Raw genomic sequence first — 17,857 nt, 5'->3', positions numbered from 1 at the left:
ACCGCGGAGACTGACTGACTCCCCCGTTACCCCTGGCCCGCCTCCGGGCCGCCCACCTTTCACGAAAGTTCAGCCATGCAATCAGTCACGCCTCAACAGATCCGTTCATCCTTCGTCAACGCCAGCCGCTCGGAAGCCGCGAAGCTCACCCTGCCCAAGAACTTCGACTCCCTCGACTGGGACAACCTGGAGTTCCTGGGATGGCGCGACCAGAAGATGCCGCTCCGCGGCTACCTGGTGGTTCCCGGGCCCAAAGGCCTCACGGGAATGATGCTCCGGGCACCCGAAGGAGGGGCCAGGAAGAAGCGCTCCGTGCTGTGCGAGCTCTGCCACGACGTGTTTTCGAAGGAGGACGTGCTCCTCTGGGTCGCCAAGCGCGCCGGCCAGTCCGGACGCGACGGCAACACCGTGGGCACTCTGATCTGCGCCGACTTCCTCTGCTGCGGCAACGTCCGCAAGGAACCCCCGGTCAACGAGATCAACCCCGACCCGGCTGCCGTGGTGGAGCGCCAGATCCAGGGTCTGCAGGACCGCACGGCCCAGTTCCTGGCCAGGGTGCAGGCCAAATAAGTGCCGGTCAGCGGTACGAGAAGCTCATCAGCACCGCTTTGAGCGCCTGGCCTTCAGCACCCCAGTACCAGGCCTTCGCCGCCTCATCGTCGGTGAACGGCTGCGCGTCGAACAGGACGTCCGCGCTCAGGACCCGGTCGCCAAGCAGCACCGGGCCTTCCCGAACCTGCCCGTCCGGGGAAACGGGCAGTCCGGCCGTGAGTTCCATGCGGTATCTTGCGGCGGCTTCACTGCGGTCCACAAAGAACGAGGAATGCGGCGTGGGAACAGAATGGTCCCGGAGGCCCAGGACAGGGTCTGTTTCGATGACGGTCCGGATGGCAGAGCCGGCCACGACGTCGGCGATTTGGCCGTAGTAGATGTTGATGCGGCTGTTTCCTTCGGCGTCGCGAACCGTGGCCGTTCCCACGTACGGAGTCTTCGACGGCTCGAAAACCTCCACCGTCCAGTCCGCCGGATGGCTGAAGGACAGCCGGCCATCGGGAAAGGTGAAGGTTTCCGGCCCCGCGGGAACCGGGGAAGATGTGGCGGCGGGAACTATTGACCGTGCCGGGTCCGGGGCCCTTGTGGAAATGGCGGCGGACGCGGGGGATGAACCGCCGTTCTCCGGGGTCCCGTCGGCACAAGCCGCGAGGGAGAGCAGCACAGCAGCGAGCGTCAGCGGTGCACATTGCAGGAGGCGCATGGGAAGTGCCTTTCAAGAGGACGCCATCGTTCTCTTGGGGAACAGTGCGGGCCCAGCCTCCCGCTGTACCTATGGGATTTGTTCAGGCGAGGTGTGATTGGTAAAGCCCAGAGTGGCACAACGAAAACACCCGCCACCATCGCTGGAGCAATAATTCCACCAATTTGTTATATAGCTGCCTCAGATCATCGCAGGACGATGTCCACCGGGTTCGCTTCCGACCGCCAGGCACCTTCCTCACCCTGACGGGGCCGGATCACCGGCGCCGTCAGGACGCCCGAGCGGTTGGTGCGGCGGTCACGGAGGATCTCCGTGACCGAGCCCAGGTGCCGGGACAGGTCGATCACGTTTTCGGGAGCCGCGAGCAACAGCTGGAAGCCGAACTCGTGCAGCGCCTTGATCCCGGCGCCGGCAAACTCCTCCGACGCGAGCACAAAAGCCTCGTCCATCATCACGGTGCCGTAGGTGGTGAAACCCTGCTCGGCGATGCCCAGCTGGTAGCTCAGGGCCGCGGCCATGATGAACGCCGTAAACCGTTGCCGCTCACCACCGGACATGGAGCCGGTGTCCGCGTGCATGAACACTTCGGTCCTTTTGCCACTGCGTTTCCCGTTTGACGGCGTTCCGGTGACTTCCCGGTGCTCCTTGCACTGGATGAACAGGTGCCCGCGCACGTCCAGCACCTCGGCCCGCCAGCGCCGGTCCTCCGGTGCCTGGGAGCCGAGCCGCTTAACGAGGGTCTCCAGGGACTTGTAGCGCGCGGTGAGCTCGCCGTCGTCGTCCTTGTGCGGTGCGGCGCCGTCTGGGCGGGCGGCTTCCGCTTTCGCCGGCCGGGCGTGCCGTGCCTTCAGGGCGTTCTGGATGGCGTCCTTGAACTGTTTGGCCGTCGGCGGCAGAGTCTGCTTGATGTCCAGTTCCAGGTAGCTGCCTTCGTGGAAGTTCACCTGGGACAGGATGCCGTTCAGGGGCAGGATGCGGCTGGTGATGGAGCGGCGTTCCTCGTCCAGCAGGTGCAGCAGGGTGCTGAAGGACTCGTGCGTGCGCTGGTTGAAAAACTGCCGGAACTCTGCCTCCTGCGCGGGCAGGCCGTCATTGACGATCGCGTGGTAGCGGGCCTCGAACTCGCTCGCAGCCCCGATGCTGGTTCCGTGGTCCGCGGAAATGGCGCTGCCCCACTCGCGCACGAACCCTTCAAAGATCCGGGTGAGCCGTTCGGCTGTTGCCTGTCCCCGGGACTCCGCGGAGTGCAGTTCGCCAAGCAGGGCGGTCCGGACCCGGTTGGCCAGGTTATCCAGCTCGTGCATTTCGGTGATGTCGCCGAAGTCGGCGAAGTAGGGTTCCAGGGCTTTGACGGTGGCGTCCGACGGCGGCGCCTGGGCCAGGCGGTCACGTGCGGCTTCCAGCAGGGTGTCGGCAGCGGTCAGCTGGCGGTCGAGCGCCTTGTATTCGCTTTGCAGGACTGCAGCGGACTCGGTGCTGGACTGGTGCTTTTGCCGGACCTCCTCGATGGTGGCCCGGAGCGGCTCCAGGTCGGCCTGGGCAGCCAAGGCGTCCTTGAGCCGCTGCTCGATCCTGGTGAGTTCATCAGCAGCCACCGCGGCGGACACCTGTTCCCAGGGGCGGTCGTCTTCGGCAATCCGGCGCAGGGCGTCCAGCTGGCGGCTCATGCCCTGGTGGGAGTCCTCGCGGCTCTGTGCGAGTTCGGCGGCCTTGGCCACTTCCTGCCGGAGGTCCTCCACCTGCCCGGCCACGAGTTCCAGTTTGGCCGCGTTGTCGAAGCCCAGGACGTAATCCTGGCGGCTGTTGAATCGGTCATCCTTTTCCACCGTGTGCCGGTTGCGCTTGACCACGCCGCCCAGGCTGAGGCCCTTGTCCATAACGGCCAGCTCGTCCGGGTCCTCCACGCAGGGGTAGGCGAAGTCCAGCGCGATGCGTTCGCGCACCCATGCGCCGGCCTCAGCAGCCGCGCCCGAGGCGAGGATGTCCAGCTTGGTCAGCAGGTCGCCGTCGTGCGCGTCCTCCACGGCGAGCGCACCACCGGCGAGCGGCTTGGAGACGTCCACGGCCCGCAGCGCGCCGCGGACGTTGTGGTCATTGAGGTAGCGGGTCACAGCGCCGAAGTGCTCGCCGGGGACCAGCAGGGTGGTGGCAAGGCTGCGGAGAGCGCGTTCGGCAGCGGGGCGCCAGCGTTCCTGTCCTTCGGCGAGGTCCATGAGCTCGCCGGCGAAAGGCATGCGGTCCTCAGGGATGCCGGTGGCGGCCGCGATGGCGGCGCGGTTTTCAATGCTTGACGGCGGCAGCAGGGACTTGCGCGTCTTCAGCGAGATGAGTTCCTGCTCAGCCGCGGCTAGCTCCCGTTTCCGGCTGGCGTGCGCGTCGAACGCCTCGAACCGCAGCTCCTGCAGGGCCTGGGAATCATCCTTAAGCTCGGCGGAACGTGCTGCCGCCTGCTCGTGGGCCTGCTCCCAGCCGGCGGCGCTCCACTCAAGCTGCAGGCCGGCGTCGGCCAGTGCCTGCTGGGCCGCCTCCTCCACCTGTTGGCGGAGTTTCAGGCCAACCCGGGCGTTCTCCAGCGACTGCTCGATGGCCGAGATCGCGTTGCCGCCCTGGTTGTTGTAGTCGGTTTCCAGCTGCCGCAGCTCCTTGGCCAGGCCGTCCCGGACCGCCCTCTCGGCGCCGAGTTCCTTGGCCTTCGCCTGCGCCAGCTCGCGGAAACGTGCAAGTGTCTTTTGGTGCACCGTGACGGACAACTGCTGCCGGTACGCCTCGAACTCCCCGCCCACCAGCTCCCGGAGCCGGTTCGCGTCCAGCAGTGACTGGGCGTACTCCCGGTTCAGGCCCGGCACCGGCGCCAGCTGATCACGCTGCTGCCGCACGTCCTCCAGCCGCTGGCGGATGGACATCAGGTTGCTGAACTCCTCCACCACGTCGTCCGCGGCGGCGAGCGTTGCCGGCGCGTCCAAAACCTGGTCCCGGAAGAAGGTGTTGACGCTGCCGCCCAGCCCCTTGCCGGCCTGGATCACGCGCAGCAGCGGCAGGGCCTGGTCCGAACTGATCCCCAGCAGGCGCCGGAACCGCTCCGCGAACGCCTTGTGCACGTCGAAGACCTGGGCGTGCGGGAAGAGCGTCTCCAGCGCGCCCTTGGTGAACCGCTTGTCCGCGATGCCCTCAACCGCCTCAAGGTCCAGCGGAACATTGTCGATCAGGTAGAACCGGCCCACGCTGGACTCGGTGCCGTTCTTGGGCAGGTCGAACAGAGCTGAGACCGTCACCCGCGTCCCCGCGGCGTTGTCGAACGTCAGGGCGACGGCGGACCACGTGGCACCCGGGCGCTGGAAAGCACTCGCCGAGCCCTCGCCCACGGCCTTGTCCCCCACCTTGCCGCGCATGTACGTGAACGTGGTCCGCTTGTCCTCCACGGCACCACCCGAACGCTGCGCAGCGGCCTCGTTCGACCGCGGACGCGCATCGAACACCCGCAGCATCGCATCGAACAGCGTCGACTTACCCACGCCCGAATTACCCGTCAGCAGCGTCCCGTTCCGGTCCACGTGCATCGTGTGCGCCCCATGGAACGTCCCCCAGTTGACCACCTGCACCAGTGCAAGCCGCATCTGCCCCGGGTTGGTCACGTCCCCCAACGGAAGCATGCTCGCGATGGTCACTTGCCTTCTCCTTCAGGTTGAGGTGCCGGCTCGCCGAACGCGGCACCACCGGACACATGCTCTGCGTGCTCGCTCGTTCCTCGCTTAGACGCACGCTGCCGCATGTCCCCGGTGTCGCCGCTCGTGCCCGCAACCCGCGCACCCGATGACGACGACGCCGGTGCCGCCCCGGGAGTGGCATCGGGCCTGTCGGAGCCGGGCGACTCGCTGCTTGCAGCAGAGTCGCCCGGCGAAGGGGCGGGGGCGGCATCGGCGTCGTCGTCCCCCGCACCGTCCTCGTCCTCGTTCTCGTTCTCGTTCTCGTTCGAGGAAGTCTCGGCATCAAGGTCCAGCATCGCTTCTGTGCCCGCAGGGTCTGCTGAGGCCGCTACCAGGGCCTCGATGTGGGCCGGGATGTCGCCGATGTTTTCGAACGGCAGGGCCAGGGGCAGGGCGTTGGAGATGGTGTAGACGTCATCCAGGCCGGTGGGGAGCAGGAGCTGGCGGGCCAGGAGCTTGGTGATGGCGCGTGTGACCACGTCCGAGTCGCGCAGGGCGTCCTGCTGGCCGGCGGGCTGGTAGTGCGCCACCAGGTCTGTGATTTCCTCTCGGGTGATGGTGGGGTCCGTCTGGGCCGTGACGTGCCGGTCCAGCAGCAGGCGCAAACGGAGGAGCACGATGGTTTCCACCCGGCTCAGGGCACGCTGCTGGCGCAGGATGCTCGAGCGGGTGCTGCCGCCGATCACCTCCGGGTCCACCGGGCGAAGGACGGCGATCTTCCGCTCATGGTCCAGCTGCAGGGTCAGGAACAACTCGGAAAGGCGGCTGCGCAGGATCACCTGGTTGTCCAGCAGCACCGTCCACAGCTTTTCGTCCCGGCCGCCGTCGATGTAGGGGCCCTTGAGGAGCTTCACCAGGGCCTGCCGCACCTTCATGGACAGGACCCCGGTGTCACCGGGGAACAAGGCGGCGCCATCGACATAGATGTCGCGCGGGGAAACGGTGAAGGGGCGCTCAGCCGCCGGCGCCGGGACGGGCGCGGCTTCAGGCTGGAGGTCCTCCGCCTCGTCAAGCACGTTGTCGTGTGAAACCTCAGTCATCTGAATCCTTTGCGAGCGTGACCACCGGCAGGTAGGCCCTGCGGGTGGAGCCGTCTATCTGTTCGAAGTCCAGGCCATCCCAGGCACCGCGGTCGAAGTCCGCCCCGGCATGCAGGGCCTCCGACAACAGGGCACGGATGGAGTTGATGTGCTGCTCCTCGGGCGGCAGCTGCTGCCAGGCATCGGCAAGGGTCGCGGCGCCGGCCAGTGCCGCCCGGACCACCGCCGGTTTGGCCTTGCCCGTCCGCGGCGAGCGCACCCGGTCCGAATCCGTGAAGGCGATGGGATCGGCCAGGCGGGGCGGGGCGGCGAACTCGTCGGGATCGAAGAGCTTCACCATGGACAGGGACTCGAATCCGGCGTTGTACAGGACCGGTCCGGGAACCAGGCCAGGGCGTTCGCGCTCGTACGGGAGGGAACGGATGGCCTGCTCGGCTTCGCGCAGGACCTGCCGCAGCCGGACTGACTGGCGGAAGTCGTCGCTCTGGACGTAGGTGTTGAGGCTTTCGCTGAGCTTGCCGTAGATGCGCTGGATCTGGCTGTGCTGCTGGCGGAGCTCTGCCACCAGGTTCTTCAGCGTCTCCCGGTCCTCGGGTGAAAGGTCATCCGCGAACTGCCGGCTCAGCACCTCCCCGATGGCCGACCGGAACCTCAGCTGCTGCTGCGGGTCCTCAAGGAATGCCGTAAAGGAGCGGAACGTCCTGCCCTCGGGGCTCTGGCGCAGCCGCTTGTCCGCCTCGAGGACCTGCGCCATAGTGGCGCCCTTGGTCAGGGACTCCTCGATGATCTGGTTGCGGAGTTCGCCCACCAGTTCCTCTATCCGGTCACGCATCTTCTTGTAGTCGGCAGGCAGGCTTGCCGCCAGGTCCAGGATGTTCCCGGCGGCTTCCACGGCTTCGTCGTCGTCGAGCAGGCCGTCGAACTCGCCGGTGCTGATGTCCTCGATCAGCTGCTGGCGCTCCTCAATTTCCTCCTCAAGGGCCTCGAGGCGGGCGCTTTGGTCCGGGTTGGTTTCATTGGCGAGCTTTTCCACATCCCCCAGCAGGGTGCCCAGGCGGGAACCATTCAGGGTGGACCGCTCGCTGGAAAGACTGTCCAGGAAGGCGAGCACACGGGCGGCAGGCTCGGTGGCCTCATAAACAATCTGGCCTGACTGGTTCCGGCGGGTCAGGAACTGCCGCCGGGTCCACTCATCGCCAAAGGCCTTCCCGTTGGCCCCTCCCCCCAGCCCCGGATCCTGGCGCCGGAGCTCCTCAAGGAAGGTGTCGACGTCGGCATGGAATTCCTCAAGCGGCACCTGCGGCCGGGTGCGGGTAAAGGAAGCCTGCAGCACCGCGATCACCCACGGCGCCGAACGCGTCAGGGCCCAGGCCGGGCCCTTGGTGAGGAGTTCGAGGTCCCGGAGCCGGGCGCTGATGGCGTCAGCGGATGACCTGGCGGAGCGGGGCACACACTCTCCTTGGGCTGTTGGCTGTTGGACTGTTCCGGGGGCTGGGCAGGGCGCTCCGAACGGGTCGGACCGGAAAACTGCCAACTACAAGGTTAACGCAGCCCGCCGCGACCGCTCCGTGACCTACCTGCCGGTAGTGTTTCAATCCCGTATCAACAGTCACTTCTGACCCACGCCGCTCTGGCTGGCTCCGTAGAAATGCCCCTACTCTGCTGCTACTGGTCTTCGCCACACAGTCTTTCGCATAGCAATGTTGCAGCAGGGGGATTCATGCAGTTCGATTTAAGCTCAGTGGAAACAGCCACGTTGGTCTTCATCGGGACACTGGTTTTCGGCGCGGTCCTGGCCGCATTCGTCCTCACGGCGGGGCTGCTTGCCTTGGCGCTGCTGGGGGCAGGCAAACTGACCTGGGTGGTGGTGGTCAACACTCTGATGGCGGTGGTGCACGGCATCAATTCCGGCTGGGACAAACTGGTCCACCGCGCCTCCGCAGTGGACCTGCCCGGAGATTTCCAGGGCCAAACGTCCCCTAGCACCGGAACCTACCCGCGGGTAATCTTGAGGGACAGCTGAAGGGTTCTCCAACCCCGGCGGATCCATGGCTACACCGGCCATCCGGCCAAGGAGATAACCCATGACCTCCGCCACTGACAGCCAGGCCAAGGATGCCCCGGCTGAAGAGACCCCCGTCCCGGCCGGCAAGATCGGCGCCGGGGCCACCGCAGAAGATGCCCGGGCCGTCGCCGAAGCAGCCCGGGAATCCGGATGGGACCGTCCCAGCTTCGCCAAGGGCCTGTACCTTGGCAGCTTCGACCTGGACCTGGTCCACCCCTGGCCTGCCGCGGATCCTGCCTCTGTGGAACGGGGCGAGGAGTTCATGGCCCGCCTCAAGGAGTACGCCCGCACCATGGACGGCAGCGTGATCGAACGGGAAGCAAAGATTCCCGACGACTACATCAGGGGCCTCGCGGACCGGGGCGTCTTTGGCATGAAGATCCCGGAGGAGTACGGCGGGCTGGGCCTGTCCCTGGTGTACTACGGCCGGGCCCTGGCGCTGCTGGGCAGCGTGCACCCCAGCCTGGGCGCGCTCATCTCCGCCCACCAGTCCATCGGCGTCCCGGAGCCGGTCAAGGTGTTTGGCACGCCGGAACAGAAGCGCGAGTACCTGCCCCGCTGTGCCGCCGGCGCCATCACCGCGTTCCTCCTCACCGAACCGGACGTGGGCAGCGACCCCGCCCGGCTGGGCAGCACGGCAACGCCAACGGACGACGGCGACGCGTACCTTTTGGACGGCGTAAAGCTTTGGACCACCAACGGGGTGATCGCCGAACTGGTGGTGGTCATGGCGGTGGTCCCGGCACACACCGATCAGGACGGCACCAGACACAAGGGCGGCATCAGTGCGTTCGTGGTGGAGATGGACTCGCCCGGGATCACGGTGGAAAACCGCAACGCCTTCATGGGTCTGCGCGGCATCGAGAACGGTGTAACCCGCTTCCACCAGGTGCGGGTACCGGCCGCCAACCGGCTGGGCCGCGAGGGCCAGGGCCTGAAGATCGCGCTGACCACGCTCAACACCGGCCGGCTGGCACTGCCTGCGCTCTGCGTCGCGTCGGGGCGCTGGAGCCTGAAGATTGCCCGCGAGTGGTCCAACGCCCGCACCCAGTGGGGCAGGCCGGTGGGCGAGCATGAGGCGGTGGGGAAGAAGATCGCCTTCATCGCCGCCTCTGCCTTCGCCCTGGATGCCGTCTTTGAACTTTCCGCAGAGCTTGCCGACGCAGGGCAGAAGGATGTCAGGATCGAAGCGGCGCTCGCCAAGCTTTGGGCCACGGAGATCAGCTGCACGATAGCTGACGAGCTGGTCCAGATCCGGGGTGGCCGCGGCTTCGAGACGGCCGAGTCGCTGGCTGCGCGCGGTGAACGTGCCGTACCGGCCGAGCAGCAGCTGCGGGACCTCCGTATTAACAGGATCTTTGAGGGCTCTTCCGAGATCATGCGGCTGCTGATCGCCCGGGAAGCGGTGGACGCGCACCTGGCCGCCGCGGGTGACCTTGCGTCCCTGGATGCGAGCCTGGCCGACAAAGCGAAGGCCGCCGTCGGGGCTTCCAGCTTTTACGCAAAGTGGCTGCCCAAGCTGGTGGCCGGTGCCGGCATGGATCCCCGCTCCTACAGTGAATTCGGCAGGCTGGCCAGGCACCTCCGCTTCGTTGAACGCTCGTCGCGGCGGCTGGCGAGGCAAACCTTCTATGGCATGGGCCGGTGGCAGGCCAAGCTGGAGCGGAAGCAGGCGTTCCTGGGCCGCGTGGTGGACATCGGCGCTGAACTTTTCGCCATGACCGCGTGCTGCTCGCGTGCCGAGATGCTCCTCAGGACGTCCCCTGACAAGGCGGCCAGCGCCTATGAGCTCGCCGATGCCTACTGCGAGCAGGCAAGGGTGCGGGTGGACGAGTACTTCGACCAGCTGTGGCGCAACACGGACGACGCCGACCGGGAACTGACGCGCAGGGTCCTCGACGGGGACTACACGTGGCTTGAGGCCGGAGTCCTGGACCAGTCCGAAGGCACGGGGCCTTGGATCGCCGATGCCTCACCGGGCCCGTCCAGGAAGCAGGACCTGCACCGGAAATACCGGTAAAACCGCAGGTCACAAAATAGTAAGCACGCTTGCTATGGGCTTGGCCGGGTGGTTGAGTTGAACCATGAGCAGCTCAACGAACCCAGAGAACCTGCCGCCCCGCCACGCCCGGGAGGATGAAACCACCCGCAACGGAAGTTACCGCGCGGGCGCCGCGGATGACGCCGCCACGCGCGCGATGGACCAGGCGCCGGCCCGCTCAGTGGCTCGGGACCGCACTACCGATCGGGACCGCGCCGCGGACCTCCGGGCGGAACGGTCGTACGAGGCTGCCCCGCCCACAGCGGAGCGCGAGTACCAACCCGCTCCCACCGCTGCCACCCCTGTGGTGAACCCTGCGCTGGCAGATCGGGAAACCGTCGTCGCCCGCCAGAAGGAGCGGTTCGGCGGCATCAAGGTGGGTTCGGCGTTCTTTGGCTGGCTGACCGCCACGGGCATGGCCGTACTGCTGACCGCACTGGTGGCAGCCGCCGGGACCGCCGTGGGACTTGCCAGCAACACCGACGTCAACGAGGCCGTGAACCAGGCCGCGCAGAACAGTGGCACAGTTGGACTGGTGGGCATCATCGTCCTGCTGGTGATCCTGTTCGTTTCCTACTACAGCGGCGGCTACGTGGCCGGCCGGATGGCGCGCTTCAACGGCGCCAAGCAGGGCCTCATGGTGTGGGTGTGGGCGCTGATCGCGGCCATCGTGGTAGCCATCCTGGGCATGGTGGCAGGACAGCAGTTCAACGTCCTGGCCAACCTGAACAGCTTCCCGCGCATCCCCATTAACGAAGGACAGCTGACCACCACCAGCATCATCGCCGCGGTCGTGGTGGCAGTGGTGGCCCTCATCGGTGCTGTCCTCGGCGGCCTGGCGGGCATGCGGTTCCACCGCAAGGTTGACCGTGCTGGCTTCACCCCGGACAGCGAGTTTTACGACGACGACGAGTAGTCAGGGGAGGATGTCGCCGTCCACATAGAGCCACCGGCCGTCCTCGCGGACGAACCTGCTGTTCTCGTGCAGTACGCCGCGTTCCCTGCCGTGCCGGTAGTAGGCCTTGAACTCGACAGTGCCGGCAGTATCGAACGGGCCTCCGTTGCTGGTGGCCACGATGTCCAGCCGGCGCCACTCCATGGTGGGGTCGAGGTCAAGACCGGCCGGTGCGGTGGAGGGGTGGTGCGTGCGTAGCAGGTAATCCTCATCCAGGCGGACAAACGCACCGTAGCGGGACCGCATGAGCTGCTCCGCTGTCGCCGCCTGGGCGCGTCCCGAATGGAACCGGCCACAGCACTCGGTGTACGGCTCCCCGGACAGGCACATGCAGTTTGCGGGTTCAACTGAGTGGGTCACCCGGCGATGCTGTCACATCCGGTAACAGCTTCGCTACAACCCCGGGCGTGGCGCGGTCCACGGCGGCATGGCAGGCCAAAAATCCGTATGGTGGAGAAGGAGCTTCCGCCCGGCACTGTTGGCCGGGCGCGGGCCCAGGACGCAGGCAGAGAGGAGAGACGGCATGGGGAACCCGGACACTCTCGTCCTCAACCTGACCTTCCTGGGGACAGTGGGCGTGGCTCTCCTGATGTTCGGAGTTCTCTTCCTGCTGGGCGTCATCACCCTGGTCCTCGCGGGCCTGGGCCGGCTGGCAACCATCGTGCTGATGGCCCTCTTCGGCCGCGTTCCCGGCAGGACCCGCTCCGCCGGTTTCGCCAACGTGCCAACCAGCCAGGCCGAGCCCCGCAAGCCGCTCCGGGAACGGGCCCCCGTACTGAAGCCGGACCGGCTGAAGGAGTCGCTCCGCACCGCCGTCGTACGCCATCCCAAACTTGCCGCCGCCCGTCCCGAACCCCCGGCCCTTGCCGAGGACTGGGCCTCCGCCGTTGCCGAGGCTGACAAGCGCGCCAAGGCCAGGGCCCGGGCCGCCGCGCCGGAAATCAAGCTCTCGGTGCGCGACCTTCCGGACCCGGCCGTCCCCGCGGACAAGGTCTCCGAAGTGGCCCCGCTGGTGGAGTCAGCCCTGCACAACCACCGCCCGCCGCACGAAATGCCGCGCTCATTCAAGAAGCCCCAGCCCCTGCATCCGGTGCCGCCGCTCGATACCGGGTCCCTCGTTTCGCTGGCCGGACCGCCACAGGTGCTCAAGGAGCAGTCCAAGGAGAACGGCTAAGCCCTTACCCTGAGCAACCATCTGGGTTAGCGTGAACACATGGAATTCAGATACCTCGGAAACAGCGGCTTCAAAGTCTCGGAAATCACGTTCGGCAACTGGCTGACCCACGGCTCGCAGGTGGAGAACGACGTCGCCACCCAATGCGTGCGTGCCGCCCTCGATGCCGGCATCAGCACCTTCGACACAGCAGACGTCTACGCCAACACCGCAGCGGAAACCGTCCTGGGCGAGGCCCTGAAGGACGAGCGCCGCGAGTCCCTGGAAATCTTCACCAAAGTCTTCGGCCCCACCGGGCCCAAGGGCAAAAACGATCTTGGCCTTTCCCGCAAGCACATCATGGAATCCATCAACGGGTCCCTGCGCAGGCTCCAGACGGACTACGTGGACCTGTACCAGGCCCACCGCTACGACTTCGAGACACCGCTGGAAGAGACCATGCAGGCGTTCGCGGACATCGTCCGGCAGGGCAAGGCGCTGTACATCGGTGTGAGCGAGTGGACCGCGGAGCAGCTCCGCGAGGGCCACAAGCTGTCCAAGGAACTGGGCTTCCAGCTCATCTCCAACCAGCCGCAGTACTCCATGCTGTGGCGCGTGATCGAAGCCGAGGTGGTCCCGGCGTCGGAAGAGCTTGGCGTGTCCCAGATCGTCTGGTCACCCATGGCCCAGGGCGTCCTCAGCGGCAAGTACCAGCCCGGCCAGCCCGCCCCCGAGGGCAGCCGCGCCACGGACGAAAAGGGTGGCGCCAAAATGATCCAGCGGTGGATGCGCGACGACGTCCTGGCCGGCGTGCAGGAACTGAAGCCGATTGCCCAGGAGGCAGGGCTGAGCATGCCGCAGCTGGCCGTTGCCTGGGTGCTGCAGAATCCCAACGTGGCGTCCGCCATCGTGGGCGCCTCCCGGCCGGAGCAGATTGCCGACAGCGTGGGCGCCGCCGGCGTGAAGCTTGAGGCGGAGGTCCTCAAGCGGATCGACGACGCCATCGGCGGCCTCGCGGAACGGGACCCCGCGCAGACCAAGTCGCCGGCCACGCGGGAAGCGTAAGTGGCGTCCCCGTCGGAACTGCCGGAGCTGCCGGAGCTGCCGGACCTGGCGGTCACCGGGTCCACCGGCGGCCTGGGCGGAATGGTGTCACGGCAGCTTGCCGCGTCCGGTTTCGCCCAGCGCCTGCTGGTGCGGGATGCCGCACGGGCCCCGCAGCTGGACGGTGCGCATGCTCTGGTGTGTTCCTACGGGGATGGCGCTACCTCCACTCATGCCTTGGAGGGTGCCAAGGTCCTGTTCATGGTGTCTGCCGCCGAGGCGGAGGACAGGCTGCAGCAGCATTATGCGTTCGTGGATGCCGCTGCAAAGGCCGGGGTGGAGCACGTGGTGTACACCTCCTTCTATGGGGCGGCGCCGGATGCCACCTTCACCCTGGCCAGGGACCACTACGCCACGGAGGAGCGGATCAAGGCGTCCGGAATGGAGTACACCTTCCTTCGCGACAACTTTTACCTCGACTTCCTGCCGCTGATGACCGGTGACGACGGCGTCATCCGCGGGCCTGCAGGCGACGGGGTGTTCTCGGGGGTGGCGCGGGAGGACATTGCCCGCTCCGCCCACGCTGTGCTCCGCGACCCTGCCATCCACAAGGGCAAGACCTACAACCTGACCGGCCCGGAGGAACTGACCATGGCACAGGCGGCCGGGGTGCTGAGCGGCGGGACCGGGCGGACGGTGCGCTACCAGCCGGAAACGGTGGAGGAAGCCTACGCGTCACGGGCCTCCTACGGCGCCCCGCAGTGGCAGCTGGATGCCTGGGTCAGCACCTACACGGCGATGGCGGCGGGTGAGATGTCGGGGCTCTCACCGGACGTCCACGGGCTGACCGGCCAGGACCCCATCAGCCTTGCCGAGTTCCTGACACGGCCGGTGCTGTAGCTGGGTAAACCCCGTTGACGGGCCGGCGGGCGCGGCGTAGACCTGTTTGTGCCGGGGGCGCCCCAGTCCGCCAAGCAGAATCGCACCGCCATGAGTTACATCAACCAGCAGTCCACCCGGGAGCCGTCGGCGGTCACCCCGCTGGCCCCGTCCCCGGCCGCGCAGCCTACGTCCGGCCCGCTTACCCGGGAGGAACTGCAGCTCGCCGCCCGGAACCATTCCATGCCGCTGGAGGCCCTCCGCCGCGAGGTCACGCCCCCGGGACTGCACTACGTCCTCACCCACTTCGACATTCCGGATCTCGACGGCTCGTCATGGCACCTGCGGATCGGCGGGGCGGTGGAACGCGCCCTGGAGCTGGGCATGGCAGCCCTCCGCAGGGATCCGGCCATCACCGTGCCCGTCACCCTGGAGTGCGCAGGCAACGGCAGGTCACTTCTGGAGCCTCGGCCGCCCAGCCAGCCCTGGGTCCTTGAGGCAGTAGGCACAGCGCACTGGACCGGGGTGCCGCTGGCCTATCTCCTGGGCAAGGCGGGGGTTCTGCCGGACGCCGTCGAGGTCGTTTTCACCGGCGCCGATGCCGGGGTGCAGGGCGGCGTCCCCCAGAGCTACGCGCGCAGCCTGCCGATCCGTGAAGCCCTGCGTCCCGACGTCGTCCTTGCCTACAAAATGAACGGCGCTGATCTGCCGCCGCAGCATGGCTACCCGCTGCGGCTGGTGGTGCCGGGCTGGTACGGGATGGCCAGTGTGAAGTGGCTGGAGTCCACCGAGGTAGTGAAGGCACCCTTCGCCGGGTACCAGCAGGCCGTCGCCTACCGCTACCAGAGCTCCGCGGACGACGGCGGCAGCCCGGTTTCCCGGATCCGGGTGCGTTCGCTGATGGTCCCGCCGGGAGTCCCGGACTTCTTCACCCGGGAGCGGTTCCTGCGCGCGGGCCCGGTCATGCTGGAAGGCAGGGCGTGGTCCGGGGAAGGTGCCGTGACCGCCGTCGAGGTGGGTATTGACGGCACGTGGCTGCCTGCCCATCTGGACAAGCCGGCCGGTGGGTACGCCTGGCGGAGGTGGAGCCTGCCCTGGGTAGCCAACCCCGGCGAGCACGTCCTGTCCTGCCGCGCCACGGACATCACCGGTGCCGCCCAGCCCCTGGAGCAGAACTGGAACTTCCAGGGGATGGGCAACAACGTGGTGCAGCGGGTGCTGGTGACCGTGGAGTGAAACCGGTTTTACTGCCTTGGGCGGTGCAGCCCGGGTCTATACTCGGTGCCAACCATGACAAGCCTGCCTTCCTCCCCCGCCAGTGTCCGCATCGATGCCTGGCTGTGGGCCGTCCGCGCCTATAAGACCAGGTCCGCCGCAACCGCCGCCTGCCGGGCGGGGCATGTCCGCCTCAATGGGAACCCTTCCAAGGCCTCGGCCACCCTGGTCACCGGCGATACGGTCACCGTCCGCATGCCGGGATATGAACGCATCCTTGAGGTGCGGCGGCTGATCGCCAAGCGCGTGGGGGCCGAGGCTGCGTCGCACTGCTTTACCGACCACACTCCCCCGCGGCCGGTCCTGCCGGCGCTTGGCCTGCCCCAACGGGACCGGGGGGCGGGGCGGCCCACCAAGAAGGACCGCCGCGAGATGGAGCGGCTGCGCGGACCAGCCTGACCGTCGCGCCTGCCGGCGTCAGGCACCCGCCTTGGTGCGCGCCTTGGTGCGCGCCTGGGCGAGGTTAGCGAAGGGCAACCGGCCGAACTCCTCCACGAAAGCGGCGTGGTACGCCGCCTCTGCGCCGTTCAGTTGGTCCGCTGGAAGTTCTTTCCACGCAATAGCCAATGACCCGGCGTCGGCAAGCTGCCAGATCAACCGCCCGTCCCAGTGCCCGGGAGGCCTTCCCTGCCCGAAGTCGACGAATTCCTTGACCTGCCGCCGCAGCCCCCGGTTGCCTTGGCTTCCGGGTCCGGCCTTTCCCACGTAGAGAACCACGGCACGATCCACCCACTCGGCGGCCAACGGGGCTGCGGGGAGGGATGGGTCCTTCTTCTTGAAGACGCCCGCGGTGCTTTTCGGGAGAAAGCGCGGCTGGAAATCGTCCGGAGCGACGACGGCGAAGAGGCCTGTTCCCTGCGGAATTCTCATGGCTTCAAGGGTTCGGATAGGCCGGAACCCGGCGAAGCCTTCCGCCTTCAGGCCCTTCCTGGTGAACTGCATAATCCATTGAACAGCATGCCCGGGACCGGTGCTGCATTCCGTTTTCCACATAGGGGTTTTGGGTGCCTGCCACTGTCAGACCCTGGTGGAAGACTTTGGTCATGGAAGCGGTTTTGGAATCGGCGGGAATACAACGGACGGTGCGGCGTGCCGGGCTCCCTGCTGTTGATGCCATTCCATGCCCGCCTGCGGCGCCTTCCATTGACGACGTCCTGAAGCTCCTCGCCTGCGTTCCCCTGGCCCGCGACGGTGCGGGGATGATCGACCAAATTCGTGGGCTGGAGGACCTGAAATCACTGGCCGGCACCCGGCAGGCTGATGCCACTGTGGCCTTTGATCTTCAGCAGCGGGGTGAGCAGGCCGCCGCCGGGGTCCCGGCCGAGGAGCGGGGTGCCGGGGTCGCTGCACAGATCGCGTTGGCCCGCCGGGAGTCCCCGGCGAGGGGTTCACGGCTGCTGGGCCTGGCCAAGACCCTCACCGGGATGCCGCACACCGTCGCAGCGTTTCGAAGCGGTTTGTTGAATGAGTGGCGGGTGACGCTGGTCGTGAAGGAAACCATTTGCCTTTCCCCCGGGGACCGGGCCGGGGTGGATGAGGAACTCGCCGCCGATATGGGCGCTTTGGACGGCATGGGAGACAGGGCCATCATTGCCGCCGTCCGGGCCGCTGCGTACCGGCGGGACCCCGCCTCGGTCGCTAAACGCACCGCCCGGGCCGTCGGTGAGCGGTGCGTGAGCCTGCGCGCGGCCCCGGACACCATGACCTACCTGACCGCCCTCCTGCCAGTTGCCCAAGGTGTCGCCGCTTACGCCTCGCTGGCGCGTGACGCCGACAGCGCCCGCTCGGCCGGGGATGAGAGGTCGCGGGGGCAGGTCATGGCCGACATCCTCGTCGAACGCGTCACCGGCACCCCCGGCGGCATCAGCGGGGTGGAGATCCAACTTGTCATGACCGACCGCGCCCTCCTTCAGGCCGACGCCGAACCCGCCCGGCTCCCCGGCTACGGCACCGTCCCCGCAGCAGTCGCAAGGGAACTCGCCCTCACCGGCACTGCTGACAACGACCTCACTCTCTGGGTCCGCCGGCTCTACACGGCCCCCGCCACCGGCGAGCTCGTGGCGCTGGACTCCAAAGCCCGGTTCTTCCCGGCCGGCCTGAAGCGGTTCCTCCAGATCCGGGACGAAACCTGCCGGACACCGTACTGCGACGCCCCGATCAGGCACAACGACCACATCACCGCCTGGCATGACGGCGGACCCACCACCGCCGGAAACGGTCAGGGCCTCTGCGAAACCTGCAACCACACCAAAGAAACCGCCGGCTGGACCGCCAAACAAATCCCCGGGCGACGCCATACGGTCGCAACTGCCACCCCAACCGGCCACACCTACCACTCCACCGCGCCACCACTTCCCGGCACAAGGACAAGCCACCTTCGGAAGCCGAGCGCGGCAACGCAGGTGCGGTCTGGAGCGCCCTGAAAATTCGGTGTGCGCACCACTCC

General features: G+C 67.3%; 15 protein-coding genes and 1 pseudogene. 10 read left to right on the top strand and 6 right to left on the bottom strand.

Translation table 11 applies throughout. The annotated features are described in order from the left end of the window. Positions 1–75 precede the first annotated feature (75 nt). Positions 76–570, top strand: coding sequence for an FBP domain-containing protein (locus QF031_RS21305; RefSeq protein WP_307432984.1), 495 nt, complete (start codon positions 76–78; stop codon positions 568–570). Positions 571–577: 7 nt separating this feature from the next. Here the strand turns inward: QF031_RS21305 and QF031_RS21300 are convergent, their stop codons facing one another. From QF031_RS21300 to QF031_RS21285, 4 genes and pseudogenes are all read right to left on the bottom strand, one after another. Then, positions 578–1,255, bottom strand: coding sequence for a hypothetical protein (locus QF031_RS21300; protein ID WP_307432982.1), 678 nt, complete (start codon positions 1,253–1,255; stop codon positions 578–580). A gap of 185 nt (positions 1,256–1,440) precedes the next feature. Beyond that, the gene (locus QF031_RS21295; RefSeq protein ID WP_307432979.1) at positions 1,441–4,920 is read right to left on the bottom strand and encodes an ATP-binding protein; all 3,480 of its coding nucleotides are present in this window, start codon (positions 4,918–4,920) and stop codon (positions 1,441–1,443) included. 251 nt (positions 4,921–5,171) lie between these two features. After that, a pseudogene (locus QF031_RS21290) lies at positions 5,172–5,999 on the bottom strand (DUF4194 domain-containing protein); the annotation flags it as partial. Further along, a complete protein-coding gene (locus QF031_RS21285) occupies positions 5,992–7,449 on the bottom strand; it encodes a DUF3375 family protein (protein WP_307432974.1) in 1,458 nt (485 codons plus the stop codon). The gene QF031_RS21285 and the pseudogene QF031_RS21290, both read right to left, overlap by 8 nt. 270 nt (positions 7,450–7,719) lie before the next feature. Here QF031_RS21285 and QF031_RS21280 point away from each other — a divergent pair, with 270 nt between their 5' ends. The 3 genes from QF031_RS21280 to QF031_RS21270 all read left to right on the top strand — a co-directional run bounded on the left by QF031_RS21280 (position 7,720) and on the right by QF031_RS21270 (position 11,021). Beyond that, the gene (locus QF031_RS21280; protein WP_307432970.1) at positions 7,720–8,022 is read left to right on the top strand and encodes a hypothetical protein; all 303 of its coding nucleotides are present in this window, start codon (positions 7,720–7,722) and stop codon (positions 8,020–8,022) included. Between the two features lie 61 nt (positions 8,023–8,083). Next, positions 8,084–10,084 carry an acyl-CoA dehydrogenase family protein gene (locus tag QF031_RS21275; protein ID WP_307432968.1) on the top strand — a complete coding sequence of 667 codons (2,001 nt, stop codon included), beginning with the start codon at positions 8,084–8,086 and terminating at the stop codon, positions 10,082–10,084. A gap of 64 nt (positions 10,085–10,148) precedes the next feature. After that, the gene (locus tag QF031_RS21270; RefSeq protein ID WP_307432965.1) at positions 10,149–11,021 is read left to right on the top strand and encodes a TIGR04086 family membrane protein; all 873 of its coding nucleotides are present in this window, start codon (positions 10,149–10,151) and stop codon (positions 11,019–11,021) included. Here the strand turns inward: QF031_RS21270 and QF031_RS21265 are convergent, their stop codons facing one another. Beyond that, positions 11,022–11,390, bottom strand: coding sequence for a YchJ family protein (locus QF031_RS21265; protein ID WP_307433570.1), 369 nt, complete (start codon positions 11,388–11,390; stop codon positions 11,022–11,024). A gap of 193 nt (positions 11,391–11,583) precedes the next feature. Between QF031_RS21265 and QF031_RS21260 the strand changes: the two genes are divergently transcribed. From QF031_RS21260 to QF031_RS21240, 5 genes are all read left to right on the top strand, one after another. Beyond that, a complete protein-coding gene (locus QF031_RS21260) occupies positions 11,584–12,234 on the top strand; it encodes a hypothetical protein (RefSeq protein ID WP_307432962.1) in 651 nt (216 codons plus the stop codon). A gap of 39 nt (positions 12,235–12,273) precedes the next feature. Further along, complete coding sequence (locus QF031_RS21255; RefSeq protein WP_307432959.1) at positions 12,274–13,278, top strand: aldo/keto reductase family protein; 1,005 nt, start codon at positions 12,274–12,276, stop codon at positions 13,276–13,278. After that, positions 13,279–14,157, top strand: a complete 879-nt coding sequence (locus tag QF031_RS21250) for an SDR family oxidoreductase (RefSeq protein WP_307432957.1) — start codon at positions 13,279–13,281, stop codon at positions 14,155–14,157. A 90-nt stretch (positions 14,158–14,247) separates the two neighbouring features. After that, on the top strand, positions 14,248–15,372 hold the full coding sequence (locus QF031_RS21245; protein WP_307432954.1) for a sulfite oxidase: 1,125 nt from the start codon (positions 14,248–14,250) through the stop codon (positions 15,370–15,372). Between the two features lie 54 nt (positions 15,373–15,426). Then, positions 15,427–15,810 (top strand): RNA-binding S4 domain-containing protein, encoded by a 384-nt coding sequence (locus QF031_RS21240; RefSeq protein ID WP_236800214.1) that lies wholly within the window; start codon positions 15,427–15,429, stop codon positions 15,808–15,810. 18 nt (positions 15,811–15,828) lie between these two features. Here QF031_RS21240 and QF031_RS21235 read toward each other — a convergent pair whose 3' ends face one another. Then, complete coding sequence (locus QF031_RS21235; RefSeq protein ID WP_307432951.1) at positions 15,829–16,353, bottom strand: hypothetical protein; 525 nt, start codon at positions 16,351–16,353, stop codon at positions 15,829–15,831. Positions 16,354–16,454: 101 nt separating this feature from the next. Between QF031_RS21235 and QF031_RS21230 the strand changes: the two genes are divergently transcribed. Beyond that, on the top strand, positions 16,455–17,834 hold the full coding sequence (locus tag QF031_RS21230) for an HNH endonuclease (RefSeq protein ID WP_307432948.1): 1,380 nt from the start codon (positions 16,455–16,457) through the stop codon (positions 17,832–17,834). The last annotated feature ends 23 nt before the right edge of the window (positions 17,835–17,857 follow it).

The organism is Pseudarthrobacter defluvii, assembly GCF_030816725.1.
GTDB lineage: Bacteria > Actinomycetota > Actinomycetes > Actinomycetales > Micrococcaceae > Arthrobacter > Arthrobacter defluvii_A.
The sequence above is the reverse complement of the archived record's forward strand: the minus strand, read 5'-3'. Positions and strand labels throughout refer to the sequence as shown.

Coding starts and splice junctions, on each gene's coding strand:
- QF031_RS21305 (WP_307432984.1), top strand. CDS start 76: ATGCAATCAGTCACGCCTCAACAGATCCGTTCATCCTTCGTCAACGCC.
- QF031_RS21300 (WP_307432982.1), bottom strand. CDS start 1,255: ATGCGCCTCCTGCAATGTGCACCGCTGACGCTCGCTGCTGTGCTGCTC.
- QF031_RS21280 (WP_307432970.1), top strand. CDS start 7,720: ATGCAGTTCGATTTAAGCTCAGTGGAAACAGCCACGTTGGTCTTCATC.
- QF031_RS21275 (WP_307432968.1), top strand. CDS start 8,084: ATGACCTCCGCCACTGACAGCCAGGCCAAGGATGCCCCGGCTGAAGAG.
- QF031_RS21270 (WP_307432965.1), top strand. CDS start 10,149: ATGAGCAGCTCAACGAACCCAGAGAACCTGCCGCCCCGCCACGCCCGG.
- QF031_RS21265 (WP_307433570.1), bottom strand. CDS start 11,390: ATGTGCCTGTCCGGGGAGCCGTACACCGAGTGCTGTGGCCGGTTCCAT.
- QF031_RS21260 (WP_307432962.1), top strand. CDS start 11,584: ATGGGGAACCCGGACACTCTCGTCCTCAACCTGACCTTCCTGGGGACA.
- QF031_RS21255 (WP_307432959.1), top strand. CDS start 12,274: ATGGAATTCAGATACCTCGGAAACAGCGGCTTCAAAGTCTCGGAAATC.
- QF031_RS21245 (WP_307432954.1), top strand. CDS start 14,248: ATGAGTTACATCAACCAGCAGTCCACCCGGGAGCCGTCGGCGGTCACC.
- QF031_RS21240 (WP_236800214.1), top strand. CDS start 15,427: ATGACAAGCCTGCCTTCCTCCCCCGCCAGTGTCCGCATCGATGCCTGG.
- QF031_RS21235 (WP_307432951.1), bottom strand. CDS start 16,353: ATGCAGTTCACCAGGAAGGGCCTGAAGGCGGAAGGCTTCGCCGGGTTC.
- QF031_RS21230 (WP_307432948.1), top strand. CDS start 16,455: ATGGAAGCGGTTTTGGAATCGGCGGGAATACAACGGACGGTGCGGCGT.